Here is a 13908-nt window from a genome sequence, read left to right as displayed (position 1 = left end):
TCGAGCATGCGGGTGTCGAGGTTTACAGCGACGGAGGCGATCAGCGCAACTGGAAATAGGGCGAATCAAGCACGAGTGCTGCGAGCGCTGGAGCTTGCCAGCCGTTGCCTTTATCGGCTTCAGCGGAGCCATCGACCCCGAGGTAGGTGAGCAAGACAGCACGATGCTTGTCGCTTAGTGGGCGACCGATCATGCGCTTCGAAATAGCATCAACCCATTGAGCATTCGTCTGGCCGATGACGGGAGTAAGTTCATCGCTGAGCTTTGCGGGCGGCGTTAGTCCTTTAAACCAACCGCCGACCAGCCCTCGATGGAGATTCCATCGCGCCACCGTCTGGCTGGCCGAAAGCCACGCGCCCGTGACGTCAGGAAAACCGTTGGGTGGACTCCACGTCAAGGGAGCGTGACCCAAATTTTCCAGCGCCCAGTAAAGGCTCTTGACTCCGTCGGCGAGTTTGTCAGTCGGCTCTGCACCAACAGCGCGCACGGAGCCCACGGCATCCTCAAGCGGACGGCGCGACTTCTCTCCGATCGCTGACCAGAATTCTGAGCTAGCGAATAGCTCTTTGAGCACCGGCACGATCGCGGTGTCGTTAGCGAGGTAAACCTCAGCGAGGTGGGTGAGCAAGGATTGCGGAGGAACATCCGACACAAATCGAACCGCAAGCTTTCTGACCACCGTGGCTGCGGTAGCCGGATGATTCGCCAATACGCTGACGAAGCGATCCCCCATCTCAAGACCACCATCGGCACTAGCGTTTTCATCAGTGAAGAACGACGTTTCAACGGGCCCGACGAAGTGGCGGTCAGCGCGGTAGAGAAACTCGCGAGTCTTATAGTCAACGCCCCGGCCAGAAAGAATCATGGCACTGTTGCGCACATCACCCTCGGTGTAGCCGGATGTGACACCGAGAGTGTGCAGCTCGAGCAGCTCGCGTCCCAGGTTTTCGTTGACATTCGCCTTGTTAGATTTCTCGTTATTGAGATAGGTCAGCATCGCCGGATGCCGAATCGCGGCATGCAGCATGTCGGAGTAGCGGCCGAAAGCATTGGCGCGAATAACGGAGTGGGCATAGTCGGAGCCGGTAGCCCACACCGAGTCTGACGGCGTCGTTACGTTGAGAAGGTTGGAGAACACGTCGACCACAACCTCGAAGAGCTGCCGTTGACTGAAGATCTGCGCGCCCAAAGTTGCTTGGCCAGTCTGGCGCGCCGCCTCGGAGCTGTACTCCTTGACTGAACTAATCACGTTCGGAGTCGAGAGTCGCGAGAGAGGGAAAGCAGCCCACGCTGCGTCTCCGCTGGGGTCTGCGATCGACGCCGGTGCCAGCTGAATACCTAACCACCTGTCGATCCCCAGCGAAGCCAGTTCTGAATGGTCGACAGCTCGTGACCCGAAAGTGGCCCGGGAAAGCAAGTGAGCGTGAGTGAGATCGTTGTCGGCGACCCCGAGAGAAATAATCTCGGGCGTCGTTGAGCCTCCCGGCTGGCTCAGCGGTTGAGGCGCCGGCCTAGCCTCCGAGGGCGCATCCGCTCGCGGAGCAGTTCCCGTGCCAGCGCCGGGTTGAGCGTAGCTCTGGTCCCGGTCGGCTGGAGGGTTGGCAGTAGCGGGAGAGCGCGGGTCTTTCGTCGGCGGCGGGCTGACAACCCCCGGCGGGTTACTCGGCGTTGGCGGCTGAGTCGCCGTTGCGCTGGGAGTCGGGGTGGTAGCAACCGGCGTATTTCTCGGCGCCGGCTTAGCTCCCGTGGGAATGCGTGGCGGGCTGGCGCCATCCGGCACCCCGGTGCCTCCGGCCGGGGCAAAGACAGCACTGCTCGCAGCGGCAGCACCGATTGCCGCGAGGGCAGCAATGCCACTGGTGATGACCATGCGGCGAGCGAGAACTGGCTCGCCATTTGAGCGAGGACGTACGTCGGGATCTACAGGAGGATTCACGCGAAAGTCCTTCGTCGGGCTCACGTGCGAGTGCCGTCGGCTAGGGATCGACGGGCTGTGCGCACTACTAAATAACGATTCGGAATCGATACTAGGGCGCGAGAGCGACGACTGTCTACCCCCTTCGGGGGGACAAGGGGGTGATTCGAGTTATGACCCCCAGAATGAGAACGCTCGACCCCGTAATTGCGAGGGTGAGCTGCTAGTTCTCGTTGCTCGGCGCAACGATGCCACGAGCCGGGTAATCGTTCTCAGCGACATACTCGAGCCCATGAAGGAGGGCTTTCACGGGCATCCGCCCGAAGGGCATGCTCGAAACCGTGCTCCAGAACACCGAGCCATCCGCGTCGAGAATGTACATGCCCGGCTCGCTGAAAAATTCAGGCTCGCCCTTTTTGAAGCCGCTGGAAATGAAAAGTTGCCACTGGCGGGCAGCTTCTTCACTCAAGCCGTGCGCAATCGGCAGACGGGTGATTTCCCACTCATCGATAGCGATAGAGGCGCGCTTGAGAGTGTCCATGCTGACTGCAACCACGCGGCCCACTCCCGCTTCGCGAAGCTCATCCATATTTTCGTCGAGCTCGCGCAACTGCTTGCGGCACACCGGGCAGTGCAAACCACGGTAAAAGACGATGAGCGTAAACCGACCGTCGGTGCCGGTGCCGAGAGCAAGATCGTCAGTCATACCGCCCTGCGCGAGCGGCAGCGAAAGAATCGGGGGCTGGGTGCGCGGCAGAATGGTCATGGTGTTAGCTAATCAGCTCTGCCCGCAATTCATTCCGATAATCAGAAGATTGACGGATGGCCTCTAGCACCAGTGTGGGACTTTTCGACGCCGCTGAAGGAAACAGTTACGCGACGTCGTGGCTGTGCAGGGCGGAGCTCACGGTTGTTCCGTTGAGCTCAAGATACAACTGCGCTTCCGTCACCGAGAGAGTCACAGTATTTCGTCGCTCGAGCGCGGTCACAGTTTCTTCAATGAAACCTGGGTCGAAGCTACGAAATACGATCGCTGACGCGTTGTGAATCTTTTTGCCTGCCCACGGGGCCGCAACCTTCGCAGGATCACGGTGAGTGTAAACGGCCACGCGGTCGGCCAGCTTACTTCCGTAGTGCAGTCGGGCAGCATCCGGGGCACCAACCTCAATCCAGGCGGTGATTGTTCCGGTGAGATCACGCACGAGAACGGCGGGCTCGTCGGTCGACGACACTCCTTCGCTGAACGCAATACCTTCCTCGTACTCGAGGCAGTACGCCAGCAGGCGCGTGACCATGTACAAATCAGTTTCTGACGGATGGCGCGCCACCCGCAGAGTGAAATCTTCGTAGACGCCGCGATCGACGTCAGCGAGTTGCACGCTAAAGGTGTGCATGGTTGAGCCAGTTGCCATAACGTCCGAGCCTAGTCTGCGGCTGAGACCGCCAGCACCGCACGGTCATGCACCGCCACTTCGTTAAACGAAGAAAACCCCCGACGAATCAGGGGTTTTCTTTCAAGAGCGGAGACGGAGAGATTTGAACTCTCGGTACCCTTACGGGTACTCCACCTTAGCAGGGTGGTGCACTAGGCCGGACTATGCGACGTCTCCAGACGTACTCAGCAATCATAACCGGTCATAGGCCATACGACGAACCGAAGGTCTCATTCCCTCCGACTATTGGATTCGCTGCAGTTTCACTCGAACCGTGACGCGCGACAGACGAGCTCAAGGGCACCTCTCACAGTCGCTCGCGCAAGTGTGATGCGTAGCCTCCCGGCGTGCGACCGTACTCTCTCCCTGAGGTGAGAACACAGCACTCGTCCGTTGCTACCGAGCGAGCGCCTAAGGCCGTGAGTGCCTCGACGAGACGCACATCCTCGTGCTCGGTGATCGGATCGAAACCGCCCGCTTCTCGATAGCGGTCGGCACGAAAACCAAGATTCGCGCCATGGACGTGGCCATTTGCTTCGCCAGGGGTATGCGTCGCCAACCAGCGATCTCGCTTTGTCTCGCTGAGGTCGTTGAAGTCGGGGCGCACCGTCCCGATCATGACCTCAGCACCGCTCTGCGCGAGCCGCCATTGCTCACTGAGCCAGTTCGCTGGCACCTGAGAGTCCGCGTCAGTGTTCGCGATCCAGAACTCTGATTCTGCTGTGCGGGTAGTGGAAAGTAAATGACGGATGCCATGCCGACGAGCCGCACCGACGGCTCCGTAGTTCACCGTGAGAACTTCGATCTCATCCCACTGCGCTGCGATAGCGGCCGACTCATCGGTGCAGTCATCCAGCACAAGAATGATGCGGATCCACGGCTCGTCGCGCGGCTCATGTGCGCGTACCGTGGACCGTGCCGAAGTGAGCGCGGTTAAGGCAGCATCGAGCAATTGGTCTTCATCTTTTGCGGGAACCACGACCCCGATTCCCGAGATCGGCGTGATCATAGAAGCCCCGTTCGCCGGGCGACGGAGCGCGCCGGACGCGGGCTGAAAACCTCAAGAAGGAAATCTTCTTCGACATGATGAACAAGTCGCTCCAGAGACCCGAGCGCGTTGAGACGCTCATGCACCTCATCCCCGCTGAGCGGATAGTCCTTCACCTCATGTCGCCAATGGCACGCAACCAGTACTCCGCCGAGGGTGAGACTCGCGGCAGCCCGCGAAAGCACTCGATCAAGAGCATCCACATCGAAGTAATACCCCACTTCTGACAGCACGATGAGGTCGAACATGCCCTCGGGCCACTCTTCAGCGGTCGCGACCTGCCGGAGCGAAACGTGAGGGAATTGCGCCAATCGTTGCCGCGCGATCTCTAACGGTTGAGGCGCGATCTCCGTCGCCAGAAGAGCATCGCAGCGCGGTGCAAGCTCGGCACTCAACACCCCGATGGAGCACCCAAGTTCCAGAGCATTTGCGAAACGCTCTCTCGGCAGACTCGCCATCGTAAGAGCTCGCTTTCGTTGCTCATACCACCGAGTTTCGAAGCCCCACGGATCAGTCTTGCCCGCGTAAAAATCGTCGAAAAACTCACGCGTGAGCGTTGCATCATCATCGGGCTTGGTGACCACGTACGCCTCCATCGGCCGATCGAAGTGTTCGAGAAAATGAGGGTGGAGAATTGCCTCGTCACCATCGGCGTCCGACAGCGGCGCGACTTGACTCTCATGGGCGGCGATGGCGCGACGCTTAACGTCTCGCTCTTCAGTGCTCAGCATCACGGTGCGCAAGGTCGTCCAGGGCATCCGAGAGTCCTCTGGTGATGACCAGTGCCACAGCCAGATTGGATACTCGACGAGGCTCAGCCGATGGGCGCTGGCGATATCGGCACACACCTCGCCAACCACTCGATGATCACCGTGTCCGTCCCCGCGCCACGTTGCCGCGATTACGGTTTTTCCCCCGCCCGGGGCGAGTGCCTCCACAATGCCGGCGCGCAACGCGACAGTCTCGTGCTTGAGCGCGCCATCCCGCAGTCCCAGTCGCCGGATCGGGGTTCCCGGGGCAATCAGTTCGATTGCTTGTTCGAGTTCTGAAGCTCGCCACGAACGCAGCTCGGCCGCGCTGCGGGTCGGCGACTCCGGATGTGAGCCTTCGCCATCAGTCGCGAGAACGAGCTGAACCTGTCCTCCTGCAGCGGATACTCTCCGCATAAGCCCGGCAGCTCCCAAAGTTTCATCATCCGGATGCGCGGAAACCACGATGAGCTGCTCGATTCCCGATGCGTCGAATTCAGCTAGGCCCTGCCAGCGTGCGCTAGAAATCCACTGTGCCTCGGGAGTCCCCGGATCACGGTGGTCGAAGTTCACCACTCGAAGGACCGATCCGCGAGCACTTTGCTGCCGAGTCGGGCGTAATCTCGTTCGGCGTGATGTTGGCGCACGTACAGCTGTAGGTCCGCTACTCGACGGGCGTGCTCTTCGTCGAGTGCGAGGGGCGCAGGACCTAAGGCGTGCCCGACTCGCTCGATCACTTCATCAACGTCACGGGCAACGCGCGCGCGCGTCCGATGGCCCACAATCGTTGCGGCGCTGCGGGTGAGCTGGCCGTTGTCCACAGCGGCAGCAGAATCCGCCAGAGCGATCCGCGATGAATGGAGCGCCAAGTCGAGAGCCCCTAAGTGCATCTGGGCAATCTGGTCGGGCTCGCGCGTGCCGGCCGCCGCGAAAGCACGTCGAGCGACTCCGACGGCTCCACCCCACCAACAGGCCGCGACACCCATCGAGCCCCACGCAAACCCGGGGCGCTCGAGATACCACCCGTCTTCGCCGACGGGAAGGGCGGAGGCAGCGGTGAAAGCAACGCTGCCGCTGGAGATCGCGGTCAGGCCACGAGCATGCCATTCACCCTCGCGCGGGACTACCCCGATCTGGCGTAACGACACCGCGAAAAGTCGCCGCGTCGAGGCTCCGGTAGTCGACGCTCCGGTAAAGGCCGTAACGAGAGCATGACTTACTGATCCCGCCAACGAGCACCAGGCCTTCACCCCGGAAAGCTGCCAACCCCCGTCAACGAACTCCGCGGTGACACGTGAATCTGGAGCTTCAGCGGCAAACACGCCCCACGTGCTGTGAGCGTCAACGCCGAGTTCACTCAGACCACCGACATCCGCTTGATCGAGGATCGCTAGAGCGTCTAGATGAGGCTCCACTGCGCGGGCAACAGTGAGATCTGAAGCTCCGACTGTGGCCAGTGCACTGAACAGCAGGCCGGTTGAACCTCCGCCAGGAAGGGGAAGCCTCTGACCTAGAGAACACGCAAACTCAAGGGCAGCGTTTACCTCGCCCGCGCATCGGTCAACTTCTTCGCTGACCCACGCCAATACCTCCCGGTCGTGTTCGTCGCGGGTGGGTAAAATCGACAGCGCTTTCTTCACCGGCAGATCTCGTCCTCGTACTCAGTGCCGTGAACGGCAGCGCCCTAGTGTTCCTCTAGCGAGGTCCACTCGTTACTGCAGTTCTATCAAACTGATCTGAGATCTGCTGAGAAATTGCCTTTAGTAGTAGTTGGTGACCGAGCAGCTGTACGTCGCTGCATTCTGGCCGCTGATGTCGAGAACTTCAGCTTCTTCGGTCGGCGCTGCGGTCGAGCCATCGGTTGCGTCGGGAACCGGGGCAGCCACGGGTGCGTTCGGGTCGAGAGTTGCGCCACGCTCATCAGTGGCATCCGCGAGGGTGAATGGCTGGTCTGCCGCGATGAGGGCCATCATCTTGTCGCCGAGGTACTCGTTGGGCTGAACCTTGCCCGAGTAGACGCCGGTGCCGCCGGTCGTACCGGGGTACTGCACGAACTGGATGCCCTCGAGCGGGATGTCCTTCAGCGCCAAAGCGATGGACACCATGGTCGGGATATCAGCGAGACCACTTGACAACTGCATGTTGGCGATTGCGGCATCTGCAAGGTTGTAGACCTTCTTGTAGTCGCCGAGCGTGTCAGAACTCTTGAGCGTGCGTACGAGCGAGGAGAGATAGACCTGCTGTGAGCTGATGCGCGTCAAGTCACTGCCATCACCAACGCCGTGTCGCGATCGAAGAAAGGCAAGTGCCTCCCAGCCCGCGAGATTGTAGGTTCCCTCCTCAGGGAGGTTGATTCCGGTATAGGGATCGATAAGAGGGCCATCGATACACACGTCGACTCCGCCGATGGCGTTGGTCATTTGGATGACACCGTCGAAAGTGATGATTCCGGCGAATTGGATGTCGAGGCCGGTGAACTCCGAGAGTGTGAGAGCAACGCACGGAAGGCCACCATACGAGAGAGCCGTGTTGAGGGCTTCGGTGGAGTAGTACTTGTTGTAGTCACCGCTCGAGCTGGGGCATTCGGGGATGCCCATGACCATGTCACGAGGGAAGCTAATGGCTACTGCTGACTGACGGTCAGCGGCAACGTGAAGGATCATGTTTACGTCGTTAAGCTCGCCTGAAGCGTCTTTAGTCGTTCCGCCGATTCCGCCTTGATCCTCACGGGTGTCACTGCCGGCGATGAGGATATTGAATCCACCCTCATAGCTGCCGATCTGCGGCGGAGGACCTTCGGTCTCGCCCACGAGAGTGACGGTGTCTCGCTGCCCATAGATGCTGTCGAAAGCGACGGCACCGACTGCGGTGCCGCTTACCAACAACACGGCAAGCGAGCCGGCTACGATCTTGGCGATCGAGCCCCACGGTCCCGGCTTCTTGAGCCGTCCGTGTCGCGCCAAACCTTGTACTTTGGGGGCCTCTTTTGAGTCTGAGCGGGCAACCGAGCGCGAACGTAATTCTGACCGCGGACGTAGTTCACTCATTACTAACTCCTTTCAACCACCTAGGACAAGACATAGCGCGCAGTGCGGAGGGCGTGGGATTCGAACCCACGAGACATTTCTGCCCACCAGTTTTCAAGACTGGCTCCATCGGCCGCTCGGACAGCCCTCCCTGCATAGCGCAAGTTCAGAGTGTATCTGATGCCTGCACTGCGTACCTGAAAGGCAGGCTGGAACACTCGAAATGGGGGTGCGGCGCGCCAAACCGTCTATTCGAGCATCCGCAGAGCTGCCCACACCTCCAGTCGCCCTTCGAAGGATTCGAGATCGAGCTGCAGGATGCCGGCAGCGTGGTCTAAGCGCGCTCGCACCGTATGCCGATGCACCCCTAGCTGCGCGGCCGTAGAACCCCAGGAGCAATCGTGCGCCAGCCAGGAGCGCAACGTCTCCACTAGGGCTGTCGAGTTCTCGGCATCAAAGGCCATAAGAGGAGTGAGCACATGGCGCGCCACCGTCTCAGCGCCAGCGGAATGCAGCACCCCGAGCATCCCAGTCTCCGCGATCGTGGTGAAGTCGGCGAGACCGGGGCGTCCGTCACCGGACCGCAGCGCGTGGGACGCTTGCCCCAGCGCGGCCCCAAGGTCGGCATAGTTAACGGCTGCAGCACTTCCCGCCGAAAGGGCGTGGTCCGCAATGAGGGTCGCAATCTGCTGCCGCTCACTGCCTTGTTCTCCGATCACAACGATGCTGTCGTCGCGCACCGCAAAGAAGACGCGACCGTCGCTATCGACAGCCAGCGACTCGAGGGCATCAAGAGCGTAGTGACTGCGCACGGGCTTAGCGATCGCGATCACGATCAGAGGTTCCGCCGGCAATGCCCCCCACACGCTGTCTGCGGTCGACTGCGCGACTGCCACCTTGCCGGCAAGGATCAGCTCAAGAAGAGTGGCACGAAGCAGACTGCGCGTTGCGTCTAGTTCGCGATTCTGCTCCAGGGCGAGAGTTGCCAGAGCAATAACGCTCGTGACTAGCTCGTTTTCGGCACGATCGAGCGGAAACCCGCGCCCTAACGCCAAAGCTCCCCGCAGTTGACCGTTTTGGCCAAACGTCTGAATGGTCACTTGACCCGAATCGAGAGTGAGATTCGTGGATGACCGGCGCCCCTTGCGCAACGCTCGAACCACCTCATCCCGCACCGGGGCGGCAAACCGGTCTTCTGACGGTCGCTGCGACGGCACTATCAGAGGCACCCCTGCTGCATCGAACAGGCCCACCCAGCACGACAGTTGGCGCTCAAGCTCCACCAGCGTTGATCGCAATCCGGTCGGTTTGAGTGCTGCGCGCGAGATCGCCTTGTGGGCTGCGATTGACCACTCCATGCGGCGGCTGCGTTCAGCGGCGATCTGATCTGCGACGTCACGGATAACGGCGATAAAGGGCACTCGGTCGGGAACATCAATAAGAGGGAGGCCGACGCGAGCGCAGGCCTGGGAGAGCCCGTGCGGCATGCCCTGATGGAGAAAGTGCGTCGCGAAGCCGACTCCGACAACCTCGGCCGCAACGAGCCGGCCGACATAGGCGTCGTAGTCGTAACGTTCCGCATCCGCCTCGAACCCGAATTGGGCGCCGTCAGTCAGGAGAAGGTTGCCAGCACTAAGAAAGGGGGAAGGGTCATCGAGGTCAGAACTGTGCACCCACGTGATCGGTGTCGCTACGAGAGCGGCCTGCAGCGGATGCTCCTGCGCGCTGGTCACGAGACTGAGCCGCAGCTCACTCCTGGCTAGCAGCCAGGAGATTGTTGGAAGCATCAGAGCGCCTCTCTTCCGATTGAGGTTCTCACTCTATGTCGATCGCTGTGCTGTTGACTATACAAAGTGTCATTCACGGGGAAGCGCTCGACCGCGATAGTTGGATTACCAGTCTCGCCCTCGAAAGGTGCCTCATGACCTCTGCGCCCACATCCAGTAATCCCAGCAATGAAGAAACCGTCGCGCTCGACCGCGCGCACGTGTTTCATTCCTGGTCGGCACAGGGCGCACTGAAGCCTCTCGTGCTCGAAGGTGGCCTGGGCAGCATGGTCTGGGACAACGAGGGTAACGAATACCTCGACTTCTCCAGCCAGCTCGTCAACATCAACATCGGCCACCAGCATCCGGCCGTCATCGCCGGCATCAAGGCACAGGCCGACATCATGGCCACTGTCGCTCCCGCCCACGCGATCAACATCCGCGCCGAAGCAGCCCGCAAGATTACCGACCACGCGCCCGAGGGCATGAACAAGGTCTTCTTCACTAATGGTGGAGCGGATGCCAACGAAAACGCCATGCGCATGGCTCGCCTTCACACCGGCCGCGACAAGATCATCTCGCGTTACCGCTCGTACCACGGCAACACCGGATCGGCCGTAGTCGCCACCGGCGACTGGCGCCGCATCCCCAACGAATACGCTCGCGCTCACGTACACGTCTTCGGCCCCTACGAGTACCGCTCCGAGTTCTGGGCTGACTCCCCCGAACAAGAATCAGAGCGCGCCCTGCACTACCTTGAGCGCACCATCCAGGCAGAAGGCGCCGAGTCAATCGCCGCGATTCTGCTCGAAACCATTCCCGGTACCGCCGGCGTGCTCATGCCACCGCCCGGCTACATGGCCGGCGTTCGGGCCATTGCCGACAAGTACGGCATCCTCATCATCCTCGATGAGGTCATGTGCGGCTTCGGTCGCACCGGCAACTGGTTCGCGTTCGACGCCTTCGACATCAAGCCCGACCTCATCTCCTTCGCCAAGGGCGTCAACTCCGGCTACATTCCCGTCGGTGGCGTCATCATCTCCGACGAGATTGCCGCAACCTTCGACGAACGCGTCTTTCCTGGTGGGCTAACCTATTCCGGACACCCGCTCGCGGCAGCATCCATCGTCGCCTCCATCACCGCGATGGAAGAGGAAGGCATCGTGGAGAACGCCGCCATGATCGGCCGCGACCACATCGCCCCCGGCCTCGCCGCCCTCGCCGAGAAGCACAACTGCATCGGCGAAGTCCGCGGAAGCGGAGTGTTCTGGGCGATGGAACTGGTCGCCGACCGCGATACCCGTGAGCCACTCAGCGCCGCCGCCATGGGCAAGATCAAGGGCGCACTCGTGAAACGTGGCCTGCTGCCGTTCATTGCCGACAACCGCATCCACGTCGTGCCGCCCGCCGTCGTCACGCCCGACGAGGTCGCACGCGCTATGGCAATTTACGACGAAGCCCTTAGCGAGCTTTAGGCAACCTGGGTTATCAGCAGCAACCCATCACGGCGAGGCGAAATAGGGCGGTCAGCAATACGCGAGAGCGCGCGGCTGACCGCCCTTCAATCTGGCGGAGGGGATCAACCGATCCAGCTCAAACCGCCCCAGCCCCAGCCGATCTGCTGCCCACCGAGCCAGCCGCCGCGGCCGTCGCCCGAGTACAACCACAACCCGCCCGAGGCGGAGCGCGCAAGCACGTCATTGTTTCCATCCCCAGTGAAATCACCCGGGCTGAAAAGCGCTGTGAAACCGCCCCAACCGTTGCCAATTTGGCGCGGGCCAGTCCACGTTCCGTTCCCTGTTCCGGAGTAGAGCCAGAGCTCCCCTCCGGCACCACGGGCGATGAGGTCTGATTTTCCGTCTCCGTCAAAGTCCCCCGCGCTGAAGAGCGCAGTGAACGAACCCCAGCCGTTGCCCACTTGCTGGCGCTCGACTAGACCACCAGCACCGTCACCGGGGTAGAGCCAGAGGATACCGCTCTCGTCTCGGGCGATGATGTCGGACTTTCGATCTCCGTTGATATCGCCGGCGGCAAAGATTGCGTTCATCGCATCCCATCCAGTTCCGAGGGATGCCGGCGCTCCCAAGCCACCAATGCCGTCGCTAGCGTGCAGCAAGAGCGCACCAGACGTGTCGCGGGTGATCACGTTTGCGATTCCATTACTGTCGAAGTCCGCCGCCCCGAAGGAAATCGTGCGTCCAGCCCAGCCATCAGCGATCTTCTTTGCAGTGCGCCAACCTCCGCTGCCATTACCCGGATACAGGTAAACGCTGCCGGCCGCATCCGTGACGAGCACGTCCCGAGCGCCATCCGCGTTCAGGTCGCCAGCACCTGGTTGCTCCACGAAGGGCTTTCCTATCGGCGATCCGGGTCCGACTATTGCGGTCAGTCCTGACCACGAGGAACCGACCTGCACTGGGGTGCCCCACCCGCCCCGCCCGTTACCGGGATAAAGCCACATGTCACCCGATGCCACACGCCCGAGTACATCCTGTGTTCCATCGCCGTTGAAATCCCCCGGGTTCGAGAGCGAGTTCATACCGTTCCAACCCCAACCAATGGCGACGGGATATCCCCAACCTCCACTGCCGTTGCCGGGATACAAAGTAAGCGTTCCCGCAGCGCTGCGACCGATGACATCCTGCTTACCATCGCCGTTGAAGTCGCCGGCTCCGAAGAGAGCCGTCATCCCCTGCCAACCGTTCCCTATCTTTATGGGAGCGCGAAGCCCACCTTGGCCATTCCCGGAATGAAGCCACAAGTCGCCAGCTGCATCTCGTGACATAAGGTCTTGGAATCCGTCGCCGCTAAAGTCGCCCACGCTGAAGATCGCTGTCTTAGTTTCCCAGCCAGAAGAAATCTCAGAAACGGTTAGCCATCCGAGGCTGCCGTTCATGGGGTAAAGGCGCATTACGCCGTTGGCATCAACACCGATAATGTCGCGGTGCAAGTCACCATTGAAGTCGCCGACCCCGAGGATGTGGAGAAAGCTGCCCCAACCGTTGCCGATTTTGGTCGTAGAGCCCCAGCCGCCCTTTCCGTTGCCCGGGAACATCCAGAGATCCCCTAGCGAGTCGCGCACGACCACGTTCGTGCCGAAGTCCGGTGATGACGCGGGCGACCCGTCCGTGGGACCAAACCATGAGTTGTAATAAGCCCAAAAATTGCGATTACCGTACGACGAGCAACTGTCACCAACTGCACCAAGATTCGCGAGAGCTGCAGCATTCGGCTGGTACGGCGTGTAGTTATAGAGTGCGGCGGTCGCATAGTTCTGCACGTTAATAACCGCGCTTCCACACGCGGTGTTCGGGTGATACCCGATGGCTTGCACTCCCGGTTGCTTGGCAAAGCGCCCAGCCTTGTAGAAGTGGAGCTGTTTAGCACCTTCGTAGAGTTGGTTGCCAAACCCTAGAGCATACTCAGCACAGGGAGCGGTATCGGGGCACGCCATTCCCATTGCGCGGGCAAGCGTCGAGGCTGACGGCGCGCGGCTCGTGACGAGACTCTGCTCCTTTTGCAAGGTAACCAGGAGGACCTTCGCGCTGATGCTGCACGCCACTTGCGCGCGATAAATGATGGATGCAGCGGAAAGCGTGCCGCCCTCGAATGCGGAACAAACGAGGTTTCCTGTGCTGTTCGAATAGACTGCCGGGCGACTAGCCACGGCAGCAGTGAGCACGTTAAGGCACTGCCCGTTCGTGCACGAGCCAATTTTGGAGTTGAGGAATGACTGGATCTCGGCCTCAGACATCGCACCACCGTCGTAAAACAACGAGTCACTGATGATGTTGCCTGCGTTGAAATCACTTCCCGTTAGCGCCTCAGCGGGCGTGACGGTTTGTATCGCCGAGACGCTAGTTGCAATCAGTGCGACAGACGCCGCGACCGCAAAGATCCGTGCGATGGCTTTCGATGTTTTAGACAATTCCGCTCCCGCCCCCTGCACGAGCCTTGTGAACAGAACCGTG

Annotated in this window: 10 protein-coding genes and 2 tRNA genes; 1 reads left to right on the top strand and 11 read right to left on the bottom strand. The window is 60.7% G+C overall.

Annotated elements, in window-relative coordinates:
- Positions 1-40: 40 nt before the first annotated feature.
- The 10 genes from ON14_RS09970 to ON14_RS09925 form a co-directional block, all read right to left on the bottom strand.
- Positions 41-1936: a DUF1800 domain-containing protein gene (locus ON14_RS09970; protein ID WP_010204878.1), complete on the bottom strand. Its 1896-nt coding sequence runs from the start codon at positions 1934-1936 to the stop codon at positions 41-43.
- 202 nt (positions 1937-2138) lie between these two features.
- Positions 2139-2681, bottom strand: a complete 543-nt coding sequence (locus tag ON14_RS09965) for a peroxiredoxin family protein (protein ID WP_010204877.1) — start codon at positions 2679-2681, stop codon at positions 2139-2141.
- Between the two features lie 106 nt (positions 2682-2787).
- Positions 2788-3327: a YaeQ family protein gene (locus ON14_RS09960; RefSeq protein WP_010204876.1), complete on the bottom strand. Its 540-nt coding sequence runs from the start codon at positions 3325-3327 to the stop codon at positions 2788-2790.
- 109 nt (positions 3328-3436) lie between these two features.
- Positions 3437-3525 (bottom strand) — tRNA-Ser (locus ON14_RS09955).
- Positions 3526-3655: 130 nt separating this feature from the next.
- On the bottom strand, positions 3656-4357 hold the full coding sequence (locus tag ON14_RS09950) for a glycosyltransferase (protein ID WP_010204875.1): 702 nt from the start codon (positions 4355-4357) through the stop codon (positions 3656-3658).
- The gene (locus ON14_RS09945) at positions 4354-5721 is read right to left on the bottom strand and encodes a bifunctional PIG-L family deacetylase/class I SAM-dependent methyltransferase (RefSeq protein WP_010204873.1); all 1368 of its coding nucleotides are present in this window, start codon (positions 5719-5721) and stop codon (positions 4354-4356) included. Before ON14_RS09945 ends, ON14_RS09950 begins: the two co-directional genes overlap by 4 nt.
- A complete protein-coding gene (locus ON14_RS15850; RefSeq protein WP_010204870.1) occupies positions 5715-6785 on the bottom strand; it encodes a hypothetical protein in 1071 nt (356 codons plus the stop codon). The genes ON14_RS09945 and ON14_RS15850 overlap by 7 nt, the downstream gene beginning before the upstream one ends.
- Positions 6786-6905: 120 nt before the next feature.
- Positions 6906-8192 carry an LCP family protein gene (locus ON14_RS09935; protein WP_010204869.1) on the bottom strand — a complete coding sequence of 429 codons (1287 nt, stop codon included), beginning with the start codon at positions 8190-8192 and terminating at the stop codon, positions 6906-6908.
- A gap of 45 nt (positions 8193-8237) precedes the next feature.
- Positions 8238-8322 (bottom strand) — tRNA-Ser (locus tag ON14_RS09930).
- Positions 8323-8419: 97 nt separating this feature from the next.
- Positions 8420-9958, bottom strand: a complete 1539-nt coding sequence (locus tag ON14_RS09925) for a PucR family transcriptional regulator (RefSeq protein WP_010204867.1) — start codon at positions 9956-9958, stop codon at positions 8420-8422.
- A gap of 134 nt (positions 9959-10092) precedes the next feature.
- Between ON14_RS09925 and ON14_RS09920 the strand changes: the two genes are divergently transcribed.
- Positions 10093-11412: an aspartate aminotransferase family protein gene (locus ON14_RS09920; RefSeq protein WP_026037655.1), complete on the top strand. Its 1320-nt coding sequence runs from the start codon at positions 10093-10095 to the stop codon at positions 11410-11412.
- Positions 11413-11516: 104 nt separating this feature from the next.
- Here the strand turns inward: ON14_RS09920 and ON14_RS15225 are convergent, their stop codons facing one another.
- Complete coding sequence (locus ON14_RS15225) at positions 11517-13865, bottom strand: FG-GAP repeat domain-containing protein (RefSeq protein WP_010204864.1); 2349 nt, start codon at positions 13863-13865, stop codon at positions 11517-11519.
- Positions 13866-13908 lie beyond the last annotated feature (43 nt).

The organism is Salinibacterium sp. PAMC 21357 (genome assembly GCF_000247645.1).
GTDB lineage: Bacteria > Actinomycetota > Actinomycetes > Actinomycetales > Microbacteriaceae > Rhodoglobus.
The sequence above is the reverse complement of the archived record's forward strand: the minus strand, read 5'-3'. Positions and strand labels throughout refer to the sequence as shown.

What these genes read in the sequence shown, in the direction of transcription:
- ON14_RS09965 (WP_010204877.1), bottom strand. Translation starts at nt 2,681, where the DNA reads ATGACCATTCTGCCGCGCACCCAGCCCCCGATTCTTTCGCTGCCGCTC.
- ON14_RS09960 (WP_010204876.1), bottom strand. Translation starts at nt 3,327, where the DNA reads ATGGCAACTGGCTCAACCATGCACACCTTTAGCGTGCAACTCGCTGAC.
- ON14_RS09925 (WP_010204867.1), bottom strand. Translation starts at nt 9,958, where the DNA reads ATGCTTCCAACAATCTCCTGGCTGCTAGCCAGGAGTGAGCTGCGGCTC.
- ON14_RS09935 (WP_010204869.1), bottom strand. Translation starts at nt 8,192, where the DNA reads ATGAGTGAACTACGTCCGCGGTCAGAATTACGTTCGCGCTCGGTTGCC.
- ON14_RS09950 (WP_010204875.1), bottom strand. Translation starts at nt 4,357, where the DNA reads ATGATCACGCCGATCTCGGGAATCGGGGTCGTGGTTCCCGCAAAAGAT.
- ON14_RS09920 (WP_026037655.1), top strand. Translation starts at nt 10,093, where the DNA reads ATGACCTCTGCGCCCACATCCAGTAATCCCAGCAATGAAGAAACCGTC.